This is a genomic window from Verrucosispora sp. WMMD1129, from assembly GCF_029581255.1.
In the GTDB taxonomy this organism is placed as follows: domain Bacteria; phylum Actinomycetota; class Actinomycetes; order Mycobacteriales; family Micromonosporaceae; genus Micromonospora; species Micromonospora sediminimaris.
The window spans coordinates 1,513,686-1,537,836 of record NZ_CP120741.1 but is presented as its reverse complement, the minus strand read 5'-3'; the positions used below and the strand labels follow the sequence as shown (position 1 = coordinate 1,537,836).

General features: G+C 69.2%; 20 protein-coding genes. 12 read left to right on the top strand and 8 right to left on the bottom strand.

Annotated features, from left to right (window positions below):
* Nucleotides 1-51: 51 nt before the first annotated feature.
* Nucleotides 52-678 carry a TetR/AcrR family transcriptional regulator gene (locus tag O7624_RS06935; protein ID WP_282239381.1) on the top strand — a complete coding sequence of 209 codons (627 nt, stop codon included), beginning with the start codon at nucleotides 52-54 and terminating at the stop codon, nucleotides 676-678.
* 18 nt (nucleotides 679-696) lie between these two features.
* On the opposite strand, the gene O7624_RS06930 is transcribed toward O7624_RS06935, so the two are convergent.
* The 6 genes from O7624_RS06930 to O7624_RS06905 form a co-directional block, all read right to left on the bottom strand.
* Nucleotides 697-2,766, bottom strand: a complete 2,070-nt coding sequence (locus tag O7624_RS06930; protein WP_282239380.1) for a UvrD-helicase domain-containing protein — start codon at nucleotides 2,764-2,766, stop codon at nucleotides 697-699.
* Nucleotides 2,767-2,900: 134 nt separating this feature from the next.
* Nucleotides 2,901-3,110, bottom strand: coding sequence for a DUF3072 domain-containing protein (locus O7624_RS06925; protein ID WP_282239379.1), 210 nt, complete (start codon nucleotides 3,108-3,110; stop codon nucleotides 2,901-2,903).
* 126 nt (nucleotides 3,111-3,236) lie between these two features.
* A complete protein-coding gene (locus O7624_RS06920; RefSeq protein ID WP_282239378.1) occupies nucleotides 3,237-4,157 on the bottom strand; it encodes an SMP-30/gluconolactonase/LRE family protein in 921 nt (306 codons plus the stop codon).
* A complete protein-coding gene (locus O7624_RS06915) occupies nucleotides 4,154-4,588 on the bottom strand; it encodes an SRPBCC family protein (protein WP_282239377.1) in 435 nt (144 codons plus the stop codon). Before O7624_RS06915 ends, O7624_RS06920 begins: the two co-directional genes overlap by 4 nt.
* A gap of 105 nt (nucleotides 4,589-4,693) precedes the next feature.
* Complete coding sequence (locus O7624_RS06910) at nucleotides 4,694-5,920, bottom strand: serine protease (protein ID WP_282239376.1); 1,227 nt, start codon at nucleotides 5,918-5,920, stop codon at nucleotides 4,694-4,696.
* Between the two features lie 116 nt (nucleotides 5,921-6,036).
* Complete coding sequence (locus O7624_RS06905) at nucleotides 6,037-6,327, bottom strand: DUF1905 domain-containing protein (protein WP_282239375.1); 291 nt, start codon at nucleotides 6,325-6,327, stop codon at nucleotides 6,037-6,039.
* Nucleotides 6,328-6,551: 224 nt separating this feature from the next.
* Between O7624_RS06905 and O7624_RS06900 the strand changes: the two genes are divergently transcribed.
* A complete protein-coding gene (locus tag O7624_RS06900) occupies nucleotides 6,552-7,655 on the top strand; it encodes a glycosyl hydrolase 53 family protein (protein ID WP_282239374.1) in 1,104 nt (367 codons plus the stop codon).
* A gap of 360 nt (nucleotides 7,656-8,015) precedes the next feature.
* The gene (locus O7624_RS06895; RefSeq protein WP_282239373.1) at nucleotides 8,016-9,410 is read left to right on the top strand and encodes an RICIN domain-containing protein; all 1,395 of its coding nucleotides are present in this window, start codon (nucleotides 8,016-8,018) and stop codon (nucleotides 9,408-9,410) included.
* Nucleotides 9,411-9,495: 85 nt separating this feature from the next.
* Here O7624_RS06895 and O7624_RS06890 read toward each other — a convergent pair whose 3' ends face one another.
* Nucleotides 9,496-10,266: a FadR/GntR family transcriptional regulator gene (locus O7624_RS06890; RefSeq protein WP_282239372.1), complete on the bottom strand. Its 771-nt coding sequence runs from the start codon at nucleotides 10,264-10,266 to the stop codon at nucleotides 9,496-9,498.
* Nucleotides 10,267-10,524: 258 nt separating this feature from the next.
* Between O7624_RS06890 and O7624_RS06885 the strand changes: the two genes are divergently transcribed.
* Genes O7624_RS06885 through O7624_RS06850 form a run of 8 tightly spaced genes read left to right on the top strand, consistent with a single transcriptional unit; the run spans nucleotide 10,525 to nucleotide 18,421 of the window.
* The gene (locus O7624_RS06885) at nucleotides 10,525-11,676 is read left to right on the top strand and encodes an extracellular solute-binding protein (protein WP_282239371.1); all 1,152 of its coding nucleotides are present in this window, start codon (nucleotides 10,525-10,527) and stop codon (nucleotides 11,674-11,676) included.
* Between the two features lie 4 nt (nucleotides 11,677-11,680).
* Nucleotides 11,681-12,661, top strand: coding sequence for a sugar ABC transporter permease (locus O7624_RS06880; RefSeq protein ID WP_282239370.1), 981 nt, complete (start codon nucleotides 11,681-11,683; stop codon nucleotides 12,659-12,661).
* Nucleotides 12,661-13,488 carry a carbohydrate ABC transporter permease gene (locus tag O7624_RS06875; protein ID WP_282239369.1) on the top strand — a complete coding sequence of 276 codons (828 nt, stop codon included), beginning with the start codon at nucleotides 12,661-12,663 and terminating at the stop codon, nucleotides 13,486-13,488. The genes O7624_RS06880 and O7624_RS06875 overlap by 1 nt, the downstream gene beginning before the upstream one ends.
* 1 nt (nucleotide 13,489) lies before the next feature.
* Complete coding sequence (locus O7624_RS06870; protein ID WP_282239368.1) at nucleotides 13,490-14,728, top strand: mandelate racemase/muconate lactonizing enzyme family protein; 1,239 nt, start codon at nucleotides 13,490-13,492, stop codon at nucleotides 14,726-14,728.
* Nucleotides 14,729-14,788: 60 nt separating this feature from the next.
* On the top strand, nucleotides 14,789-15,814 hold the full coding sequence (locus O7624_RS06865; RefSeq protein WP_282239367.1) for an alcohol dehydrogenase catalytic domain-containing protein: 1,026 nt from the start codon (nucleotides 14,789-14,791) through the stop codon (nucleotides 15,812-15,814).
* The gene (kduD, locus tag O7624_RS06860) at nucleotides 15,811-16,572 is read left to right on the top strand and encodes a 2-dehydro-3-deoxy-D-gluconate 5-dehydrogenase KduD (RefSeq protein WP_093403033.1); all 762 of its coding nucleotides are present in this window, start codon (nucleotides 15,811-15,813) and stop codon (nucleotides 16,570-16,572) included. Before O7624_RS06865 ends, kduD begins: the two co-directional genes overlap by 4 nt.
* Nucleotides 16,569-17,441, top strand: coding sequence for an amidohydrolase family protein (locus tag O7624_RS06855; protein ID WP_282239366.1), 873 nt, complete (start codon nucleotides 16,569-16,571; stop codon nucleotides 17,439-17,441). Before kduD ends, O7624_RS06855 begins: the two co-directional genes overlap by 4 nt.
* Nucleotides 17,441-18,421, top strand: coding sequence for an aldo/keto reductase (locus O7624_RS06850; protein WP_282239365.1), 981 nt, complete (start codon nucleotides 17,441-17,443; stop codon nucleotides 18,419-18,421). The genes O7624_RS06855 and O7624_RS06850 overlap by 1 nt, the downstream gene beginning before the upstream one ends.
* 127 nt (nucleotides 18,422-18,548) lie before the next feature.
* Here O7624_RS06850 and O7624_RS06845 read toward each other — a convergent pair whose 3' ends face one another.
* The gene (locus tag O7624_RS06845; RefSeq protein WP_282239364.1) at nucleotides 18,549-22,097 is read right to left on the bottom strand and encodes a ThuA domain-containing protein; all 3,549 of its coding nucleotides are present in this window, start codon (nucleotides 22,095-22,097) and stop codon (nucleotides 18,549-18,551) included.
* A 532-nt stretch (nucleotides 22,098-22,629) separates the two neighbouring features.
* On the opposite strand from O7624_RS06845, the gene O7624_RS06840 reads away from it, so the two are divergent.
* Complete coding sequence (locus O7624_RS06840; protein ID WP_093403039.1) at nucleotides 22,630-24,138, top strand: sugar ABC transporter ATP-binding protein; 1,509 nt, start codon at nucleotides 22,630-22,632, stop codon at nucleotides 24,136-24,138.
* The last annotated feature ends 13 nt before the right edge of the window (nucleotides 24,139-24,151 follow it).

The window sequence follows — 24,151 nt, the reverse complement described above, 5'->3', positions numbered from 1 at the left end:
TTGGGTACAGCTCGTACCCAACCAAGGCTACCGACCCGCTACAGTGATCCGGTGGGTAACGCGGCGGTGAAACGGGACACCATCGCCGCCCGCCGTGCCGGCGGCATTCCGCAGGAGCGGGCCCGGCGACGGCAGGCGATCGTGGAGGCCGCGGTCCGCGTCATCGAGGAGCACGGCACCGACATCGGGCTGGGCACGGTGGCCGACCGGGCCGGGCTGCCCAGACCGCACGTCTACCGCCATTTCGCCAGCAAGGACGACCTCGACCAGGCCGTCGCCCGGCACGCCGCCCGCCTGGTGAGCGCCTGGATCCGTCCGTCGCTGACCGCCCCGGGCACCCCGCCGGAGGTGGTGCACGGCATCGTCGGCCAGGTGCTGAGCTGGGCGGTGTCCCACCCCAACCTCTACCGGTTCCGGGCCCGTCTCGGCACCGCGCACGCCGTCCCCGAAATCACCGAAGCCGCCGTCGCCAACCTGCGTGCCGCCGGGTACGCGGCGCACCTGCCCGCGTACGTGGTGGCCAGCGTTGTGGGCATGGTCGACGCCGGCATCATCTGGTGGTTCGACCACCGGGACGAGGTCGGGCCGGAGCAGCTCAACGACTGGCTCGCCACCCAGGTCTGGCGGGTCGTCGCCGAGGCGGTCCAGCGACCACCGGCGGCGTCTCACGACGGGTGACCGACGCCGACCGGGCGCTCACGACCGGAGCGCCTCCGGCAGTGGCTTGGTGTGCAGGATGACCAGTTCGGCGACGGCCCGGGTCAGGGCGACGTAGAGCCGGTTCATGCCGCGCGGCTCGGCGGCGACGATGTCCGCGGGCTCCACCAGCACGACCCGGTCGTACTCCAGCCCCTTGACCTGACTGACCGGGATCGCCCCGAGCTGGTCGGCGATCGCGTCCGGAGCGATGATCGCACCGGTTTCCTGCGCGAGGGCCGCCCGCAGGTCGTCCACCTGGCGGATCGTGAGGGTGCCGCCGGGTCGGAAGGAGCGGGTCGGCGCGATCCCGGGCGCCAGCGTCCGGGCGGCGAAGTCGGCGATGACCTGCGGCACCCGATAGCCGGTGGGTAGATCGAGCATTCGAGCCTCGCGTTTGCCGAGCTGCTGCACCAGCTCAGGCCAGCTTCCGGCGGCCAGCGGATGGGTCGCCTGACCGAGGTCGCCTACGATCGTCATCGAGGCGTGCGCGGCTCGGCGGGCGATCATCCGACACTCCATCGGCGACAGGTCCTGGGCCTCGTCGAGGATGACATGCAGGTACACGTCCTCGACGGGCTCGGTGGGCACGGCCACCGGCAACGGCTCGGCAAGCTCCGGCACGTGCCCCTCCTCGCCGTACGGGTCGAAGCCGTCTGCCCAGCCCACCACCGTGTGGCCCTCACGCAGGATGATCGCCGCCGCCCAGCGCTGCGCCGCCCAGGCGTTGCCGCTGTCCAGGGACTGGCCGGAGACGGCGATCGGGGTGGCCAGTCCGGGTGCGAAGAGCTGCCAACCGTCGTTCAGGCTCAGGCTGAGCACGAAGGTCTCCGCCAGCCGGGGACCACTGCTCAACTCCCGTACCTGCCACTCGCTCCTGGTCGGCGCCGTGGTGACCGGCGGGCCCAGGATCTCGGCGAGCTCGTCGAGCAGTGGGACGTCGTCCACCGACCACTGCCCGTGCTGCGCGGGCAGCACGTCCTGCGGGGTCAGCATCGGCCACCAGGCCGTCAGGAAGGCGTCCGGGATCTCCCTGCCGCCGAGCAGGTCCGAGAGCACCTGCGCCGCCTCGGCACGGGCGAGGTTGGGCTTGATGCCCCGAGCCTCGCACCGTCGACGCACCTCCAGGCGGGCCTTCGTCAGGTCGTCGGCGTCGAGCCTGGCCAACCGTTGTGGCGCGTTCGGCGGAGTGTCCCAGGCCAGTTCGGTGAGCACCCGCACCATCTTCAGGTCGCCCTTGGACCTGGCGACCTCGGCGCGGTCACGCCGGGTCGCCACCACACCGTCGAACAGCTCCCCGATCGCCCGCAGGTGGACGCTGTCTTCACCGAGACCGGGCAGCACCCGGCCGATGTACTCGGTGAACACGGTCGAGGGACCGACCACCAGCACCCGGCCGTCGGCGAACTTCCCCCGGTCGGTGTAGAGCAGATAGGCGGCACGGTGCAGGGCGACCTGGGTCTTGCCGGTGCCGGGGCCGCCGGTGATGAGGGTGACGCCGTGCGCCGGGGCGCGGATCGCCTCGTCCTGCTCGCGCTGGATGGTGCTGACGATGTCGCGCATGTGCGGACCGCGTTCCCGGCTGAGCGACGCGAGCAGGGCGCCCTCGCCCACCACACCGTCGACCTCGCCGCCGGACAGCACCTCGTCGTCCACGCCGACGACCGTGGGGCCTTCGCAGGTGATGATCCGGCGGCGGACCACGCCCAGTGGCTCACCGGGGGTGGCTCGGTAGAACGGCGCGGCGGCCGGCGCACGCCAGTCGACCACCAGCGGCTCCCGGTTCTCGTCGCGTACGCCCAGCCGGCCGATGCGGTAGGTGTCGCCGTCGTCGAAGTCCAGCCGGCCGAAGACCAGGCCCTCCTCCTGACCGTCCAGGTCGGACAGTCTGGCCGCCGCGCTCAGCACCATCGCGTCGCGCTCGACCAGCCCGGTCAGCGGGCCGGCCGTGGCGCGACCGCGACCCTCGGACTCCAGTTCCCTCGCCTGCGTACGCATGACCTCCAGTCGCTCGTACACCCTGTCGACCACCTGCTGCTCGATGGCGAGCTGCCGCACTGTTTCGGACACACCGCTCCCTGGTCTGCCAGAGGCTGCTGCACGGGGACTGGTCGAGAATATGTACCGGCCAGAACCGCAAAATCAGCATCCAGGGTGATTTGCGCGACTTGACCCGTCGATAAGATGGAAGTGGCCTCAGGGGATCAGCCCTGGTCACCCCGCCCGGTCTGCTGCTGCAACCGGTCGATCAGCTTCGCCGCCTCGGCCTTGCTGAGGCGGTCCGGCACGCTCTCGCCCGCCTCGCGGGCCAGGGTCCGCAGATACGACTCCTGCGCCGCCGTCGTCGGCTCGTCGCCGGTCACCCACTCGTCCGGGTCCTTCACCGCGGCCTGCGGATCATGCTTTTCGCTCATGTCGGCACCCTCTCTCTCGAACAGGTGTGCCATACCCGGGTCGGTGGCCACCGAACCCTCCCGGCCCCGCCGGCAGCGCACCGGTGGCTGGTGTCCGGGTGGTCCGACCAGCGGACGTCGGTGTGCCTACCTGGTGGCCGGACCGGTCGTCGGGCCTGCGCCGGTGACATTGAGGACGAGCGAGTAGACCGAGGTGGTGGCCGTCACGAACAGCACGTTGCGCTTACGACCACCGAAGGTGAGGTTCGAGCAGATCTCGGGCAGCCGGAGCTTTCCGAGCAGGGTGCCGTCCTGGTCGAAGCAGTGCAGCCCGTCGTGGGCGGCGACCCACAGCCGGCCCTCCCGGTCGAGTCGGATCCCGTCGAACGACCCGGCGTCGCATTCGGCGAGCACGCCACGGTCCCGCAGCGTCCCGTCGGGGCCCACGTCGAAGTGGCGGAGGTGCCGACGCCGGGTGTCGACGATGAACAGCCGACGCTCGTCGGCCGAAAACGCCAGACCGTTGGGACGCAGGAAGTCGTCGGCGACCCGTTCCACCCGACCGTCGGGCGAGCAGCGGTAGACGTGGCAGCCGTCCAGCTCCGGATCCGCCCGGTGCCCCTCGTAGTCGCTGTCGATGCCGTAGCTCGGGTCGGTGAACCACAACGAACCGTCGCTGGTCTCCACGACGTCGTTCGGGCTGTTGAACCGCTTGCCCTGCCAACGGTCCGCCACCACGGTCAGCGACCCGTCCGGCTCGGTACGGGTGACCCGGCGGTGGCCGTGCTCGCACGTCACGACACGGCCGAGGCGGTCGATCGTACGGCCGTTTGCGTAACCGGCGGGCGTCTGGAAGACGTCGCACCGCCCGGTGATCTCGTCCCACCGCAGCACCCGGTCGTTCGGGATGTCACTGAACAGCAGGCAGCGCCACGCGGGGGAGTACGCCGGCCCCTCCAGCCACCGCCCGCCGTCGAACAGCCGCTGCACCAGGTGGTCACCGCTCACCGTCCGGAACCGCTCGTCCAGGACGTCCCAGCGGGTGGGTACGCGCTCGACCGGATTCATCGGGCACCCCCGTTGCCTGCGGCGAGGCTGGCGAAGGTCGTCGCCTCCTGCGTGAGGAGCCGCTGGGTCCGCTTGCCGTACAGCAGTTCCACCAGGCGGGCGGCCGGGCCGGCCCAGTCGATGCTCAGCCGCAGGCGGGTGGCGGAGCCCTCCGGCAGCAGCTCGTGGCTCGCCCTGGTCCGGACCCCCGGCGTACGGGTCACCCAGGTGAAGCCGGCCCCGGGCCGCCAGTCGGTGATCTCGTACGTGGCGGCGCTCAGCCCCGGCTGGCGGATCCGGAAGCGGCTGCCGACCGCCACCGGCCCGGCGTCGTCGATTCGCCTGATCTCGTCGATGGTGGGCAGCAACTCGGCCCAGCGGTCGACGTCGCTCACTGTCCGCCAGACGGCGGCGACCTCGGCGTCCACGTGCTGTTCGACGGCAATCGTCATGTACCGGATGGTACGGCGGACTCGGGTGCGCGGCCCACGAGGGTTGGTGCGACCGGTGGCGGCCCGGGGTCGCGTGGTCCGCCACCGGGCCGCCACCGGCCGTGGTCAGCCGTTGTCGATCAGACTCGCGATCTCGTTGTAGATGAGGTGCGCCTTGGCGCCCTGGTTGGACGGACAGCCGCCGAGGTGGTGCAGGGCGATCACCCGGTGGCTGCTGTTCAGCACCGGTGAGCCCGAGTTGCCGCCGGAGGTGTCGCAGCTGTAGCTGATGTTCCAGGTGTTGTAGTTGGCGTTGCGGACGGTGCAGCGCGCGCCGTTCTGGGCGTTCTCGAAGATGGACAGACGCTTCGGGCTGCCGTCACCGTGCCCCGGGATGTACATCTGCGTCCCGGTGGTGGTGGCGGACGTCGCCAGGTAGAGCGTGCCGAAGCCCTGGATGGCAGCGAAGTTGTTCACCGAGAACAGGGCGTAGTCGAGCTGGCTGGAGCCACCACTGCTCACCCGGTAGAGCGTTGCACCACTGACCTTGGTGCCGGGCCCGGGGTTCGCGCCGCCGCAGGTGGCGCACTGGTAGTTGAACTGCATCTCGCTCCCGCTGACCGCGGCCTGGGTCGAGAAGCAGTGCTTGTTGGTGAGCATGCGGTTGGTGTTACCGACCCGCCAGGTGGTGCACATGCCGCCGCCGCTGATCAGCAGCCGGGCCACCGCGTTGCCGCGCGCATACTCGGTGGGGTGGCTGCTCCGGTAGCAGACCACGTCGCGGCGGGCGTCGGTGCTGCACACCGACTGGATGGAGAAGTTGTACTGGCTGATCTCCGTGCGGTCGTAGCCGCGCCAGAACCGGTCGATGGTCGCGGCGCTGCCCCGGGAGGAGCGGTTGCTGTGCAAGGTCACCACCGCCGTGTCGCCTTCCACCGACATCGCCCAGAAGCCCGGCCGTCCGTCGGTGGTGTAGTCCGCGCCGGTCGCCCGGTTCAGGTGACGGTCGTACCGGTAGCTTTCCCGGCCGTCCGGGCTCGACACGGTGACGTACTCCCCGGGAGCCAGCCGCAGCGAGCTGAAGTGCACCTTGATGTACGTGGCGCCGGGGTGCTGAATGATCTGGGTCCGGCCGGCGCGGGCGTACGACAACGAGCCGTCGACGGTGCGCAGCTCACCGACGGTCGTCACACCCTCGGCCGAGAACTGGTCCGACTCGGGCGCCCGGTCGGAAAGGGGCGTGATCGGCTGCACCGGATATGCCGCGGCCGGAGCCGACAGCAGGGACAGGCCGAGTGTGCAGGCGGCGAGTGTGACGGTCGCGGTGCGTAGGCGGCGCAGGGCATGTTTCATCGTCGCTCCTCCCAGGAAGCGGAACCTGAACGATTCCTAAGCCTTCTTACCGAAGAGCATCGATACATGCAAGATATTCAATAAGTTATACCGCTTCTCGGCCGGCCTGCGCGTCGTTACCTCGCGTCGACGATCAGCCGAACCGTGACGACGTCGCCGACCTCGATGCCCTCGGCCCGGCGGACCTTGTCCTTGACCGGCACGACGTAGCCGCCGTCCCTGGGGAACAGTGAGGTGGTCCACTGGGTGTCACCGATCCGCGCGGCCACCGGGATCATTCCCCAGCCGTAGCTGACCTGACCGGCCACCTCCGCCAGCTGGCCGCAGTGCTGGTCGGGCACGGTGACGAAGTGGAACGGGGACGGGCCGCGCCAGAACCACACCTCACCGGCGAACTCCAGCTCCATGCGGGCAACCTACCGTCGCCGGCCCCGGTCGGGCGTACGACGTCGGGTCCGGAGCGCGGCACCGTGGGGGGTGGTGCGGAGGTGCCGGCATGGGTCACTCTGACTGTCACGCTTGAGCCATCGATCCCCATCACCACCTCACCTGGTACCGAGACCGTCCGGCAGTCCCGCCGGACGTGCCCGAACCCGTCGGGCACCCGCATCCCTGGATGTGAAGGAGCGCCATGAAACCGTCCCTCCGGGTCCTTGTGGGGGTGGCAGTCCTCGCGGCCCCGCTGGCCCTGACCGCTCCCGCGCAGGCGGCCAACACACTCGCCATGCGCGGTGCCGACGTCTCCTCGCTGCAACGCAGCCTCGATCTCGGGGCCCGCTACTACAACGCCTCCGGCGCGCAGGCCGACCCCTACGACATCCTCGCCTCGAAGGGGGTCAACTACCTGCGGCTGCGCATCTGGAACAACCCGGCCAGTGGCTACAACAACAAGGCCAAGGTGCTTCAGCAGGCCAGGGCGATCAAGGCCAAGGGCTTCAAGCTGCTGATCGACTTCCACTACTCGGACACCTGGGCGGATCCGGGCAAGCAGTATCCGCCGGCGGCATGGGCCAACCACTCGCTGAGTCAGTTGCAGGCCGACGTCTACAACTACACCTACGACGTGTGCAGCGCGCTGAAGGCGCAGGGCACCACGCCGGACGCGGTGCAGATCGGCAACGAGATCAACGTGGGGATGCTCTGGCCCGCCGGGCAGGTGGTCAACAACGACTTCGCCCCGCTGGCGAGCCTGCTCAAACGGGGCTACCAGGCCACCAAGGCGTGCCACGGCGGCACCCAGGTGTGGATCCACACGGCGAACGCGGACAGCAACGCCAACGCCCGCTGGTTCTACGACGGGATCCGGGCGCAGGGCGTCACCTGGGACGTCACCGCCTTGTCCTACTACTGCATGTGGCACGGCACGCTGGCCAACCTGTACAACGTCATCGCCGACGTGAAGGCCCGCTACGGCAAACCGGTGGTGATCGCCGAGACCGCGTACCCGTTCACCACTGCCGACGCCGACCACCAGCCGAACGTGATCCCCGGCACCGCGCGCTGCGACAACATCCCGGCCACCTGGTCCGGGCAGGCGCAGCAGTTCAGTTGGGTGCAGAACACCGCACGCAACGCCGGTGCGGTAGGCGTCTTCTACTGGGAGCCGACCTGGCACGCCGTACGCGGCAATGGCTGGGATCCGGCGGACATCAACGGAACCGGCAACGGCTGGGACAACATGGCCGTCTTCGACTGGTCGGGGCGGGTGAACCCGCACGTGTACTGGACACCGTGACCGTCGTCCGGGCCCGGGAGTCGCCACCGGGCCCGGTGGGCGGGGGCGTTCCGTGGCTCTGCGCGGATCCGGACCGGGGGCACGAACACCTGGCAAGGGATAGACCTCTGTCGTTTGACGTATGACGTCGTTAACGCTAACTTCGCTTCACGGGCGGGTGTTGTGGCTGCCGGGAGCCGGATTCTCCGCCGTGGTCCCGCGCCGGCCAGCCGCGACCGTGGGCGCGTCGTCGTGCTGACCGGTGGCGCCGGTGACCAGACCTTTCGCACCACCCCACGTGCTGACGCCACCACCTGACGCCGGCACATCCCCAGGGCATCCACGGCTGCGCGTGGGTGACCCCGATCGAAGGAGTGGACCATGAAGGCCATCGGTGAGGCTCGTCCCGCCTCTCCACCCAGACGCGGTTGGCGGTCGGGGCTGGCCGCGGCGGCCGCCGCGGCCCTGGCGGCGAGCGCGCTCGTGGCGGTGAACGCGGCGCCGGCGGCGGCGGCGACCGTGGACACGAATGCCTGGTATGTGCTGGTCAATCGCAACAGTGGCAAGGCGTTGGACGTGTATGGTCTGGCGACCAATGACGGTGCGCGGATCAGCCAGTGGACCCGTAACGACGGGGCTAATCAGCAGTGGCAGTTCGTGGACTCCGGCGGAGGCTACTACCGGCTGAAGTCCCGGCACTCGGGCAAGGTCCTCGACGTGCACAACTTCTCGACCGCCGACGGCGGGGCGATCGTGCAGTGGTCCGACCACAACGGCACCAATCAGCAGTTCCGGTTGGCCGACTCGGACGGCGGTCATGTCCGGTTGATCAGCCGGCACAGCAACAAGGTCGTCGAGGTGCAGGGCGCCTCCACGGCGGACGGCGCGAACATCGTGCAGTACGCCGACTGGAACGGCAGCAACCAGCAGTGGCAACTGGCCCGGGTCGACGGGGGCGGCCCCACGTCGCCACCGCCGAGCGGTGGCACCGGGTGCGGCAAGGCCCCGACGCTGTACAACGGCACGCACACCATCCAGAGCAACGGCAAGAGCCGCCAGTTCATCCTGCGCCTGCCGGCCAACTACAACAACAACAACGCGTATCGGCTGATCTTCGCGTTCCACTGGCGTGGCGGCACCATGCAGGAGATCTCCTCCGGTGGCACCAGCGGGAGCGCCTGGTCCTACTACGGGCAGCAGGAGCAGTCGAACAACAGCGCGATCCTGGTCGCGCCGCAGGGTCTCGGCAACGGGTGGGGCAACGCCGGCGGTGAGGACGTCACCTTCGTCGACGACATGATCCGCCGGATCGAGAGCGACCTGTGCGTCAACCCGAGGCAGCGTTTCGCCCTCGGCTTCAGCTGGGGCGGTGGCATGAGCTACGCCCTCGCCTGTGCACGGGCCACGGTCTTCCGGGCGGTTGCCGTGATCGCCGGTGCGCAGATCAGCGGTTGCAGCGGCGGTACCCAGCCGATCGCGTACTTCGGTCTGCACGGCATCTCGGACAACGTCCTCAGCATCGGCCAGGGCCGAGGGCTGCGCGACACCTTCGTCCGGAACAACGGGTGCAACGCTCAGAACCCGCCGGAGCCGGGTGCGGGCAGCCGTACGCACATCACCACGGCATACTCCGGCTGCCGAGCCGGGTACCCGGTGCAGTGGGCGGCCTTCGACAACGGGCACATGCCGGGCCCGGTGGACGGGACCTACGCCGAGAGTGGCATCACCACTTGGACCAAGGGTGAGATCTGGCGCTTCTTCGCCCAGTTCTCTTGACCGGGCCGAGCGCGACGGCGGGTCGCGGCCTCCTGGCGGCAGTGGGAACCAGGGGGTCGGGCCCGCCGACCCGTCGTGTCCCGGGTCAGCGTTGCAGGCGGGCCGGCTTGCCGGAGCCGCTGCGGCGGACCACCCAGGCCTCGGTGATGTGGGTGAACATCGCCGCCGCGGCCCCTTCCGGGTCGTGGGCGGCGATCCGCTCGTAGATGCGGCGGTGCCCGCGGTTCGATGCCACACACAGGGAACGCTCGGTGCGGCCCATGTACCGGGCGGTGTTCACCACCTGGCTCTCCAGCGCCCGGACGACGCCACGGGCGATGCGGTTCCCGGACGCCTGCATGATCAGGTCGTGGAAGGCCCGGTCGTGCTCGTGGTAGGTGACGTGATCGCCGACCAGCTCGTCCATCCGGTCCACCAGGGCGCGCAGCCGGTCGAGAGTCTCCTGGTCGGCGACCCGGGCGGCGACATTCGCCATGTCGGATTCCAGCAGGCGTCGGGTGACCACGAGGTCGTCGAGGATGGCGAGGCTGTCGTCCTCGGCGATGGTGGCCCCGAGGACGAGCTCGTCGAGCATGTCCCACATCGAGGCCGGGGTGACCATGGTGCCGGCACCCTGGCGGACCTGCACCAGCCCCTTCTCCTGGAGGATCTTCACCGCCTCTCGGACGACTGTCCGACTGACGGAGAAGGTCTCGCAGAGCACGGGCTCCGGAGGCAGTGCCGTGCCGGACGGATGCACCCCACGGACGATGCGTTCCACCAGCTCGGCGGTGACCGCCGTGGCGAGGTTGGTGGGGCGGCGCGCCCAGACCGGGGCGGCCAGATTTTCCAGGGCCGTCTCCTGCGATGGCGTCATGTCCCCCTCCGATTGGCTCGTCGTGCCACGACGTCCAGGGCCAGTGTACGGCGGGACTGTTGACGTCAGACGTCATACGAGTTACGTTCTTGATCACGTTGGCTGCGGCAGGCCGTCAGCCACTCCCTTCAGAGGTGAACAACTATGAAACAACGAGCATTGTGGTCAGCCGTCCTCGTTGTGGGACTGGCGACGGCAGGTTGTGGAAGTGCCAGCGATACGGGGCCCTCGTCCGGTGGCGGGAACGACAAACTTGTGGTGTGGGACTGGAAGTCCGGCGAGCCTTCGGCTAAAGCGTATGTCGAGAAGGCGAAGGCCGACTTCTCCGCCAAGCACCCCGACGTGACGGTCGAGTTCGTCGCGCAGCCGTTCGACCAGTACTACACGCTGCTCGGCGGGGCCATTCAGTCCGGCAAGGGCCCGGATGTGATGCTGTTCAACGGCGGCGGTCAGATCCGCGACCGGGTCGACGCGCTGGTGCCCCTCGACGAGTACGTGGCCGAGGACAAGCAGCGCCTCGCCGGTTGGGACGCCTTCAGCAAGGACGGCAAGGTTTACGCCGGTCCGGTGACGCTGCAGGGGCACCCCATCTACTACAACAAGGCGCTCTACGAGAAGGCCGGGCTCGATCCGGCGAGCCCCGCCACCACCTGGGACAAGTTCCTCGCTGACTGCGCCGCCATCGGCAAGGCCGGCGCCAAGTGCTTCGCCCTGGGCAACAAGGAAGGCGCTGGAATCCAGTTCTGGATGTCGGCCCTCGGCTCCGGCATCCTCACCGCTCAGGAGTACGACGACTGGATCGCGGGCAAGCGCGACTGGAACTCGCCAAACGTGAAGCGGATCTTCGAGCTCTGGAAGGAGGCCGGCGACGCCGGCCTGAACAACGACGGGGGCAACTCGACCGCGATGTTCAACGACTCGTTCGCGCTCTTCCAGTCCGCCAAGGCCGCGCACGTCATCGGACTGATGTCGGACGTGGGGCACTGGAAGGACTTCAACGAGTTCCTGACGCCCGAGAAGCTCGGCGTGATGAGCGCTCCGGTGGTCACCGCCGGCACCACGCCGAGCCTGGCCTATGACGGCGGCATCGGGTACGGGGTGGCGAAGTGGACCAAGGATCCCAAGGTCGCCGCCGACCTGGTGCGATCGCTGACGTCGACCGAGGCGCTCCAGGCGTTCTACGCCGACGCCGGTGCGATCGCCGCCGACACCACAATCGACGTGTCGCAGGCCGGTCCGGCCGCCGCCACGATCGTCGCCGCGCTCAACAGCGGTAAGCCCGCCCTGCACGTGGCGCTCTCCTCGAAGACCCTGGACCTGATGGGGCGGGTCTCCCAGCAACTGCTCAGCGGCTCGATCAGCGTCGACGAGGCGGTGAAGCAGCTGGCAGCTTCCGACCAGGCAGGCTGATTTCGTGCCGATCGGAAACGCAGAGCCGTCGGTCCGTCCGGTTCCTCCCGGACGGGCCGACGGGGCGGCGGCCGGGTCCGCAGGCGCCCGTCGCGGTGGCGGCTCACGGTCCGTTCGCGGCGGCTCGCGGGCCGAGCGCTTCGCCCCTTACGTCCTGGTCGCACCCGCCATCCTGATCATCGTGGTGCTGCGGCTGTACCCGTTGCTGCTCGGCGTCAACTTCTCCTTCACCGGAGACGGCGAGCGCAACGGTCAGACGGTGGGCTTCGACAACTACCTTGAGTTGATCGAGGACCCGTTGTTCCGCACCGCGCTGGGCAACGTCGGGCTGCTGGTGCTGTTGCTTCCGGTGGCGGTGGCGATCCCCGGGCTGCTCGCGACGTTCATCTACCTCCGGGTACCCGGGCACCGCTTCTACCGCAGCGTCTACTTCTTCCCGGCGGTGCTCTCACCTGTCATCGTCGGCGCGATCTTCAATCTGCTGCTCGCCTTTGACGGCCCGGTCAACGTCCTGTTCGAGGCGGCCGGGATCAGCCCGGTGGACTGGCTCGGGAATCCCGACGTCGCGATGTTCGTGGTGGTCGGCGTACACATCTGGGCCACCTTCGGAATGGCGCTTGTGGTGTTCCTGGCCGGCTTCGCGACCCTGGACGCCGCGCTGTTGGACGCGGCCCGGGTGGACGGTGCCTCGCTGGCCCAGGTCATCCGACACGTGATCATCCCGGGTCTGTCCCGCACCATCGCGTTCGTCGCCGTGACCACCATGGTCGGAATGCTGACCTCGATGTTCGGCCTGCTCTATGTGATGACCAGCGGCGGGCCGGAAGGGTCCACCTATCTCCCGGAGTACTACATCTGGATCCAGCAGGGCCAGATGAATCGGCCCGCCCTCGCCTCGGCCGCGTCGACGGTGCTCTTCGTGATCATGCTCGTCGTGGGGCTGCTCCAGGTGAAGCTGCTCAGGCGGGCGGGAGGTGAGGACTGATGTCCCGGGTACGACTGAGCCGGTGGCTGCTGGCCATCCCGATGTCGCTGCTCGCGCTGGCGACGATCTACCCACTGCTGTTCACCGCCAACGTGGCGATGAAGACCCGGCGCGACTACATCCTCGACCGGTTCTCCCTGACCGACACTCTGCGCTGGGACAACATCAGCGCGGCGTGGAACAGCGTCGGCATGGACCGGTACTTCGTCAACTCCCTGATCGTGGTGACGTCGTCGGTCCTCCTGCTGCTGTTGCTCGGGTCGATGGCGGGCTTCGCCCTGAGCCAGCTTCGGTTCCGTGGCTCCTCGGCGCTGTTCCTGGGCTGCCTCGCGGGCCTGTTCGTGCCGTTCCAGGTGATCATGGTGCCGCTCGCCCGGATCATGGCCGACACCGCCCTCATCGACACGTACCCCGGACTGATCCTGGTCTTCGTGGCCCAGTTCCTGCCCTTCACCGTCTTCCTGATGACGAGTTACTACAAGACCATTCCGCGGGAGATCATCGACGCGGCCAGGATCGACGGCAACAGTGTGTACGGCGTGTACCGCCGGATCATGCTGCCGTTGGGCACCCCGGCGCTGCTGTCGGTCGGCATCCTCAACGCGCTGTTCTGCTGGAACGATGTCCTGATGTCGCTGGTGATGATGCCGTCGGCGGATCACCGCACGCTCATGGTCGGCGTGACCTCGCTGCGTGGCCAGTATTCCGACGACATCCCCACCTTCGCCTCCGGGGTGCTGATCGCCGCGATACCGGTCCTCGTGGTCTACCTCTTTCTCCAGCGCCAGATCGCCGACGGCGTCGCCGCCGGCTCCACGAAGGGCTGAAATGCGCATCACCGGTTTTCGGACGCTCACCACGGTCCAGGAATGGGGGCGCCCGGTCGGCGACGCCAACGGCGTCTTCGCCGACGGGAGGGTCCCGGTGCCGATCGTCGTCGTGGAAACCGACGAGGGGTTGTCGGGTGTCGGCATCGGCCCGCACGTCGAAATCGAGCGGATCTTCGCGGCCATCGACGGCGAAGACCCCCGTGCGGTGACGACGCTCTACGACCGCATGCTGCGACACACCTTCAAGGCCGGTCACGCCGGCCCGGTGTTCGGCACCATCGGCGCACTCGACACGGCACTGTGGGACATCAAGGCGCAGGCGGCCGGTCAGCCGCTGTGGCGGTTGCTGGGCGGCCGCGACCGCCGGGTCCCGGCGTACGCGTCCGGTCTCGACATCGCCCTGAGCGACGAGGACCTCGTCTCGGCGTACATCCGTTACGCCGAGCACGGGCTGCGGGCCGCCAAGCTCAAGGGTGGTCTCGACATCGAGCATGACCGACACCGGCTCCACCTGGTCAAGGAGGTCCTGGCGGAGGCCGGCCACGGACTGCGGCCGGGTCTGATGCTCGACGTCAACGAGGCGTGGACCCGCAAGCAGGCCGTCCGGCACGTCTGCGAACTCGAACGCACCCTCGACCTCATCTGGATCGAGGAGCCGGTTCGACGCTGGGACGCCGAAGGGCTCGCCGCCGTCGGCCGGGGGGTACGCGCCTCCGTCGCCACGGGGGAGAACCTCACCGGGCTGGAGCAGTACCGTCCGCTGATCGCCGCCGGCGCGGTCGACGTCGTCCAGACGTCCGCGGTCGGGGGAGTCACCCATTTCCTGCGGGTGTCCGCCCTGGCGCACGCCTACGATCTGCCGGTCAGCCCGATCGGCAACAGCCCGCTCGGGCTGCTGCACGCCGCCACCTCGGTGCCGAACCACCTGACCAGCGAGTTGCAGGACCTCTGGCCGCCGGTCGGTGTCTCCGTCGACGCGCACGTCGAGGACGGGTTCTTCGTCCTGGGTGACTCACCCGGACTCGGCCTCCGCGTGGACGAACAGCGGATCCAGGCCGTGGACCGGCACCCCCAGGCGCCGGCGGACGACGGCCCGAACGTCCGGCCGGAGCAGGCCGGGCGACGGCTGCTGGCGGCGACGGACGGCGTCCTGCCCGCCACCGCTGGCTTCCCGCTGACCCGGGCTGTCACCCCGGCGCACAACAGCAACCAGGTGTCGCCGACCGGAAGTCACTGAACGGGACCGACGGTGGTGGCCGGTGACGCGAGCGGTGTGCGGAGTTGATACGGAGGATCGATGAAGGCAGTGGTCTACCGGGGAGCACGGCATCTCGGTATCGAGGAACGTGAGCCGGCGGCACCCGGGCGCGGTGAGTTGGGGATATCGGTGGCGTACACCGGGATCTGCGGCACCGACCTGCACATCTACCACGGGGACATGGACTCCCGGGTCGGTGCCGCCGCGATCATCGGGCACGAGATGTCCGGGCGGATCGCGGCGCTGGGTGAGGGCGTCACCGGTTGGTCCGTCGGCCAGCCGGTGACGGTGCTGCCCACCAGATGGTGCGGGCAGTGTGCCGCCTGTCGGCGCGGCAACTCGCACATCTGCCACGCCATGGACTTCCTCGGCATCGACTCGCCCGGCGCCATGCAGTCCGTCTGGAACGTGCCGGCGGAACTGGTCCTGCCGCTGCCGGAGGAGCTGCCGCTCGACCACGGTGCACTCGTCGAACCGGTCGCCGTCGCCGTGCACGACGTACGGCGGGGCTCGGTGGCCTCGGGCGATCACGTGGTCGTCGTGGGCGGAGGGCCGATCGGGGTGCTCATCGGCACCGTCGCCCAGGGTCGCGGTGCGCGGGTACTGCTCGTCGAGCCGGACCCGACTCGACGCGCCGTGGCGGGCGACATCGGCATCGAGGCGGTCGACCCGGCCGCGATCGACGTGGCGGCGCTTGTCGCCGACCGGACCGACGGCGCGGGCGCCGACGTCGCCTTCGAGGTCTCCGGTGCCGCGGCGGGGGTCGCCACCGCGGTCGAGGTGCTGGCTGTCCGGGGTCGGCTGGTGATGGTGGCGATCCATCCCCGCCCCCGGGAGGTGAACCTGCACCGGTTCTTCTGGCGCGAGTTGGAGCTGCTCGGCGCCCGGCTCTACCAGCGCGACGACATGGCGGAGGCGATCCGGTTGGTCGCCTCCGGCGCGATCCCGGCACGGCAGCTGATCTCCCGGGTCGACCCGCCCGAGGCGGCGACCGCGGCGTTCACCGCGCTGGAGGGTGGCGGTGTGATGAAGGTGCTGCTGGACTGGCGGGAGGGCAACCGGTGACGAATCCGTTCGACCTGTCCGGACGGACCGCCGTGGTCACCGGCGCCCGGCGGGGCATCGGCCTGGCCATGGCCGAGGCGCTGGCCCGGGCCGGTGCCGACGTCGTGGGCGTCTCCGCGCACCTGGAACCGGAGGGGAGCGAGGTGGAGCGTCGGGTGCGCGCCGCCGGCCGACGGTTCACCGGGCTGCGCGCCGATCTGGCCGATCGTACGGCCGTGCGCCGGCTGGCCGGCGAGCTTGTCGCGCTCGGACCGATCGACATCCTGGTCAACAACGGCGGTACGATCGCCCGCGCACCGGCCGTCGAGCACCCCGACGAACTCTGGGACCATGTGATCGAGGTGAACCTGAACAGCCAGTTCGTGCTGAGTCGGGAGATCGGTCGGGCAATGGTCGAACGCGGCCACGGGAAGATCATTTTTACCGCGTCCCTGCTCAGCTTCCAGGGCGGCATCACCGTGCCCGGGTACGCCGCCTCGAAGTCGGGTGTCGCCGGTCTCACCAAGGCCCTGGCGAACGAGTGGGCGGCGCACGGGGTGAACGTGAACGCCATCGCCCCTGGTTACATCGCCACCGACAACACCCGGGCCCTGCGCGAGGACCCCGAGCGCGACCAGGCGATTCTCGCCCGGATACCGGCCGGTCGGTGGGGCGCCGCCGATGACCTCGGTGGTGCGACCGTGTTTCTGGCTTCGGCGGCCTCCGACTACGTCAACGGGATCGTGCTGCCGGTCGACGGCGGGTGGTTGGGCCGATGACCGACGCAACTCCGGGCGCGGCCGGGATCGTCGACGCCCACCACCACCTCTGGGTCCGGGCACGACATCCGCAGCCGTGGATCGACCCGGTGACCATGGCGACCATCGACGCCGACTTCGAGCTGGCCGACCTGGCCCCGCTGGCCCGGGCGGCGGGTGTCACCAGCACCGTCGTCGTACAGTCCATCGCCTCGGCGCGGGAGACCGTGGACCTGCTCCGGATCGCGGCCGACGACGTCCTGGTCGGCGGCGTCGTCGGTTGGGTCGACCTGACGGCCGACGACGTCGCCGACCGTCTCGACCGGCTACGCGCCGCGCCCGGCGGGCAGCGCCTGGTCGGCATCCGTCATCTCGTGCAGAGCGAGACCGACCCGGCCTACCTCGATCGCCCGGACGTCCGCCGGGGCATCGCCGCGGTGGGTGCCGCCGGCCTGGTCTTCGACCTGCTGGTCCGGCAACACCAGCTGCCCATGGCCGCCCGGTTGGCCCATGACCTGCCCGAGGTGCGCTTCGTCCTCGACCACCTCGGCAAGCCCGCGCTGGGCACCCAGGAATTCGACGACTGGAAGCGCGACCTGCGGGCGCTCGCAAAAGCAGCCAACACGACGGCGAAGGTGTCCGGCCTGACGACCGAGGTGCCCCGGTCCCCCTGGTCGACGGCTGATCTCCGACCTGCCGTCGACCACGCACTCGACGTGTTCGGGCCGCAGCGGCTGATGTTCGGCTCGGACTGGCCGGTGTGCCTGCTCGCCAGCTCGTACCCCCGCTGGATCGAGGCGGTCACGGAACTGCTGGGCGACCTCGGCCCGACCGACCGCGCAGCGTTCTGGGAGGGTACCGCCCGACGTTCTTACCGACTGGGGGCGTAATGAGGAAGCAGGTACTGCCGCGTCGTCCGGCGATCGGCCTCACCGAGTTGGGCTTCGGCGCCGCCCAGGGCGGCAACCTTTACCGGGCGACCACCGACGAGGAGTTCGTCGCCGCTGTCGACACCGCCTGGGCTGCGGGCGTGCGGTACTACGACACCGCGCCGCACTACGGCCTCGGGCTGTCCGAACGTCGCCTGGGCAGCGCCCTGCGGCACAGACCGCGCGACGAGTACGTGGTGTCGACGAAGGTGGGGCGACTCCTGGTGCCGTCGCCACAGAACGCGCACCTGCGCGACCCCGAGGGGTTCGACGTTGCCGCCAGCCATCGCCGGGTCTGGGACTTCAGCCGCGACGGGGTACGCCGCAGCATCGAGGCCAGCCTGGCGCGCACCGGCCTGGACCGGATCGACATCGCCTACCTGCATGACCCCGACGATCACTGGGAGCAGGCCGCCACCGAGGCCGTGCCCGCCCTGGTCGAGTTGCGCGACCAGGGCGTCGTCGGTGCGATCGGGGCCGGCATGAACCAGTCGGCGATGCTGGCGCGGTTCGTTCGGGAAACCGACGTGGACGTGATGATGTGTGCCGGCCGGTACACCCTGCTCGAACAGGGTGCGGCCGCTGACCTGTTGCCGCTCGCGGAGAGCCGGGGGGTGGGCGTGGTGATCGCGGGTGTCTACAACTCGGGACTGCTGTCCCGGGACCACCCGCCCGCCAACGCGCTCTACAACTACCAGCAGGCGCCACCGGAGCTGATCGAGCGGGCCCGACGGATCGCCGAGGTCTGCGACGCGCACGGTGTCACCCTGCCCCAGGCGGCGCTGGCCTTCGTCCGCCGGCATCCGGCCGTGGTCTCCACGGTCGTAGGTGTGCGCAACGGAACGCAGATGACGGAGACCGTACGGCGTTCGGCCACGGTCGTGCCCGACGAGCTGTGGCGGTCACTGGCCGCCACCGGGCTGCTCGCCTCGGCAGGATGACGCTCGAAGATCGGATATGACGACGTCGAGCACACATCGCGTTGGCGGGTGTGACCGCACCGGCGCGGGACCGGCTCCGCTTTTCGGAAACCGGTCCCGACCGGGGCGTCCTTGACGGTCGCGATGGTCAGGCCAGGCTGAACCGCCACTGCTGGTTGGTGCCGCTGTGGCAGGTCCACTGCAACAGGCGGGCGCCGTCGGTGGTGGCACCGCCGTTGACATCGATGCAGAGCCCGCTCAGCACACTCTTCACCGTGTAGACCCCGGTGGTACCGGTGGACGCGACGGTGAACTTTTGCTGGTTGCTGTTGTTGCAGGTGGCCTGCTGGAGGAAGGCGCCGGGGGTGGTGGAGCCGCCGGTGATCTCCGCGCACTTGTTGCTGTGCACGGCCCGGAGATAGACGGCACCGCCGCCGGCGTCGACCGCCTGCCACTTCTGGTTGTTGCCACCGGTGGCCGCCCACTGGTGGATCTGCGCGCCGTCGGCCGTGGAGACGCCGCTGACGTCCATCAGCTTGTTGCTGTGTTGTGCGGTGAGCGTCCACGTACGGCCGGCTATCCCACCACCGGTGTCACCGACGCCCACTCCCGGACCACCGAAGGTGTGCGAGTCCAGGTCGAACCAGTTGTTGCCGCTGCCCTTGAACACCAGGTACAGGGTGTGGGTGCCGGCGAGCGGGGTGACGTTCACCGGCGGCGTGGACTGGTAGTTGTCCCAGCCGCCGGTGCTCGGCACCGGGGTGGTGGCCAGCAGCGTGCCGGTGGCCGATCCGGCCCGCAACTCGATCGATCCGCCGCCGGAGGGCGACGACAGCCGGTAGCTCACGGTGTTGATGCCGGACAGGCTCATCGGGTTGAACGCCACCCAGTCGTTGTTGGAGATGTCCCCGATGCGCTTGCCGCTCTCCGCGCCGGCCTGGTCGATGACCCGGGTGCCGGACTGACTGCTGTAGTACTCGGCCTGCTTGTGCTTGGGTTGGAGGATCATCTGGGCACGGCCGGTGAGTGGAGCCGCGCCACCCGCGCCGCCGTCGTCGGTGTACCGCGCGTTCAGCACGTAGAACAGGTTTGCGCCGTCCGGGTGCCCGCCGAGCAGGTCGGTGGGAATGGTCCCGGAGCAGCCGGCGTAGTCCGTGGTCTCGTGCGCGTGGTCGTCGTGCCCGAGCGCCGGGTTAAGGAAGACTTTGCTGCAGTCGATCGGTGCGCCGCCCGGGTCGGTGACGGTGATCTGGTAGGAGACCCGGTCGCCGAAGGTGAGCATGCCACCGTTGGCCGGCGTGGTGATGGTGACCACCGGAGCGGTGTTGCCGACGGTGATCGGCACGTTGGCGAAGGCCGTCTTGCCCGAGCTGTCGGTGACCTTCAACTGCGCCGTGTAGTTGCCGTTGCTGGTGTAGACCTTCGACGGGTTGGCCGCCGTCGAGGTGGTGCCGTCGCCGAACGTCCACAGGTAGCTGATCGTGTCACCGGGGTCGGGATCCGCCGACCCGGCGCTTGAGAACTGCACGGTCAACGGGGCGTTGCCGCTCGTGGGGGTTCCGGTGGCCTTGGCGATCGGTGACCGCCCGCCCTGGACGTAGTCGATCCGGTAGAGGCCGGAGTCGCTGTTGCCGCCACCGAAGTTGGTGCCCCACTCCAGCAGGTAGAGCGAGCCGTCCGGGCCGAACTCGAGGTCCATCGGGCTGTTGAACCGCGTGTTGGGCAGGAACGGGTTGGTTCGGGTGACCGCCGACGCCGAGTCGAAGTGCATCTCCTTGATGTAGTCACGCGACCACTCGTAGAAGAAGTGCACTCCGTCGTAGTACGGCGGGAACTTCGTCGCCGAAGGGTTCTGTGGGTCGTAGCGGTAGACCGGTCCGCCCATCGGTGCCGAGCCGCCCGAGCCCACCTCTGGGAAGTTCTGCGAGGCGCCGTAGCCGTACCACAAGTTGGGCGCGACGACCGGCCGGAGGTTGGTCAGGCCGGTGTTGTTGGGCGAGTTGTTGACCGGTGCGGCGCAGTTGAACTTGGCGCCTACCACGCCGGTGTCCGGGTTGTACGGCGCGTACGGCTGGTTGTCGCCGTGGCAGAACGGCCAGCCGTAGTTGCCCGGCGTCTTGATCACGTTGAGTTCGACGAGGCCCTCGGGGCCCCGGTTGGTGGTCGGTGGGTTCCGGTCCGGTCCGTAGTCGGCCAGGTAGACCCAGCCGTTGGCCGGGTCGATCGAGAAGCGGAACGGGTTGCGGAAGCCCATCGCGTAGATCTCGGGCCGGGTCTGCGCCGTCCCCTGGGGGTAGAGGTTGCCCGACGGGATGGTGTAGCCGCCACCGGCGGAGGGCCGGATGCGCAGCAGCTTGCCGCGCAGGTCGTTGGTGTTGCCGGCGGTACGCGCCGCGTCGAGCATGTGCTTGCCCGGGCGCCAGTCCAGCGGGGCGTAGCCCTGCCAGTTGGGGTCGAGGTTCGGCGCGACGTCGTCGCCGGTGCCGATGTAGAGGTTGCCGTCGGGCCCGAAGGCGATGTATCCGCCGGTGTGGCCGGGTTCGGGGTACGTCCGGTCGCGGTAGGCCGGGATGTCGATGATGGTCACCCCGCTGGACATGTTCAACGTGTCGCCGTTGAGGGTGTAGCGGGAGACCCGGTTGACGTCGGTCGAGCTGCTGGCCGGGGCGTGATACACGTACACGTACCCGTTGCTGGCGAAGTTCGGGTCGAGGGCCAGCCCGGTCAGCCCGTCCTCGCCTCCGGTGTAGACACTGAGCGTGCCGGCGGTCACCGTGCTGTTGGTGCTCGGCTTGAAGATCTTGACCTGGCCGCCGCGCTGGACGTACAGCACCCGCCCGTCGGGTGCCACGGCCAGTGCCATCGGGTCGACGGTGTTGCTGTCGAGGGTCCGCTTCTCGAAGTTGCCCCAGACGGTGCCACCACAGTCGCCCGGCTCGTTGCCGGCGGCCCACTTCACCCCGCCGAGGACGTGATTGCGGAAGTGGGTCTCGCTGTAGGACGCCGCGGCGTGGCCCATCGCGGTGGCCCAGACCCGGCCCCCGCCGGTGTTACGGCACCAGGAGATCGGGTGGTCGGAGCCCATCGCGCGGGGGCCCGGGTTGTACGTGCGCTCGTCGGCGGTGACCAGGACGTGCACCTCACCGCGCGGGTTCTTGTCGAAGTTGTACCACTCTTCGCTGCGGTTCCAGCGATCCGGCAGGCTGGCCGTCGACGGGTGCTTCTTGTCGGCGACGATGGCGGTGCCGGGCAGGACGCCGGGGGAGTGCTCCGGCATGTGCGCACCCGCGTTGATGGTCTGGTCCCACCAGGGGTACTCGCCCTCGATGCCCATGTCGGTGGCGTTGTGGATGGCCACGATGCCCTTGCCGCTGGCGAGGTAGCCCTCCACCGCCTGGCGCTGGCTGGCGGAGGTCCACACCATGCCGGACGTCTGGAACATGATCAGGACATCGAAGGTGGCCAGGTTCGCTGCGGTGAAGACGCTGGAGTCCTCACTGTGTACCAGCTCGAAGTTGTCGGACGCGGCCTGCTGCTGGAACATCGAGACCCCGGCCGGGATCGAGTCGTGCCGGTAGCCGGTGGTCTTGGTGAACAACAGGGCGCGGAACTCCGGAGCCGCTGATGCCGGCTGGACCAGCGCGAGCGCCAGTAACAGACCGGCGATCAGTCCGATGATGGCTGTCTTACGACGCATGCCGTCTCCTCGTCGGGGGTGGAGCAACAGGGGGCGCGACCACGAGTCCGGTCACCTCCCACGGCACGTCGGGTGGTGCCTGGTGTGGCACGACGGGAGGCGTGCGCGGTGGTCTTCGCACGGTTCGTCGTACCGACGTGACACTGCTGGATGTGACGCAGAGTCACGCCCGGGTGGGTTCCGGGCCCCGTGGTGGCAAGGAGCCTAAATAGTATCGATATGGACATAAATTGATGTTAACGACAACATGGATGGGACTGATCATCGGCGCCCACGTTCCCCAGTGGACCTGACCCGGCGTCTTTGCCTGTCATCGGCCCAGTCGCTAGTCCGGGAAGATCGGGGATTGCGTACCCATCCCCGAGCATCTATCTTCATACGTGTGATGTTTCGGTCATGTCAAGCGAAAGTTTGAGCACGACAACAGGAAGCTTCGCTTCCGATAACTAAAGCCAGGTGACCGGCCGGTCCTAAGTGAACTTCGAGGTGGCGCACCGATGCCCTTGGCGATTACTATCCGTAAGGATTCTTGATGTCAGCTCGACCCCCGGCGCTGCTGACCCTGCGGGGCATTGGCAAGTCCTTCTTCGGGGTACGCGTTCTCGACGGTGTCGATCTCGACGTCGCTCCGGGCGAGGTGCACGCCGTGGTGGGCGAGAACGGTGCCGGCAAGTCCACCCTGATGAAGATCGTCTCGGGTGGGTACGCCCCGGACGGCGGCACCGTCGAGTTCGCCGGGCGAGCACGCGTGTTCGGCGGCCCGCGTGACGCCCAGCGGGCCGGCATCGGCATCATCCACCAGGAGTTCAACCTCCTGCCGGAGCGCACCGTCGCAGAGAACGTATACCTGGGTCATGAGCCGAAGCGGCGTGGCCTGGTCGACCGGCGACAGATGCTCAGCCGCACCGCGGAGCTGCTGGCCACCATCGGGGAGACGGAACTGCCCGCCGATGCCGTGGTGGGCCGCCTCGGGGTCGCTCAGCAGCAGGTGGTCGAGATCGCCAAGGCGCTCGCGCTCGACGCGCGCCTGCTCATCATGGACGAGCCCACCGCCGCACTGGCCGACCACGAGGTCGAACTGCTCTACGGCCTGGTGCGACGGTTGCAACAGCAGGGCATCGGCCTGCTGTACGTCTCGCACCGGTTGACCGAGGTCTTCGACCTGTCCGACCGGATCACGGTCCTCAAGGACGGCCGCCTGGTGCGGACGATGCGCACTGCCGACGCCACACCGGAGGACCTGGTACGCCAGATGGTCGGCCGGGAGCTGTCCAGCTACTACCCGGATCGGGCCGCGCCCGGGGACGTCGGCGCGGTACGGCTGGCCGTGCGGGGTGGCGGGAACCGCAAACTACGCGACGTCGACCTGGAACTGCGCGCCGGTGAGGTGCTGGGGATCGGTGGTCTGCAGGGCTCCGGACGCTCGGCGCTGGCCCGCGCGCTGTTCGGGGTGGAGCCGTTCACCACCGGCGTGGTCACGATCGACGGTAGGCCGACCCGGCTGCGCTCTCCGCGCGCGGCGACGCGGGCCGGCCTCGCGTACGTCACCGAGGACCGCAAGGGCGAGGGCATCGTCGCCCGGCAGTCGGTGCTCGACAACGCGCTGCTCGCGAGCCGGGCGGTCTTCCCGGCCCGCTCGGGTCGCGCCGCGCGCACCGTACGCGTCCGCGAGCTGCTTGCCGCGGTGGAGGTCCGGGCCGCCGGTGACGACCAGGAGATCCGATTTCTGTCCGGCGGCAACCAGCAGAAGGTGGTGCTGGCCAGGTGGCTCGCACTCGACCCGCTGATCCTGCTCTTCGACGAACCCACCCGGGGCATCGACGTGGGCGCCAAGTCGGCGATCCACGATCTCGTCCGTCGGCTCGCCCGGGCGGGTGCGGCGGTGCTGATGATCTCGTCCGAGCTGCCGGAGCTGCTCGGCATGAGTGACCGGATGCTCGTCATGCGCGACGGCCGTGTCGCCGGTGAGCTGCCCGCCGGCGCCACCGAGGAGGACGTCGTCGCCCTGGCGGTCGGGACGGTACGGGAGGCGGCGGCGTGAGTAAGCGGAGCGA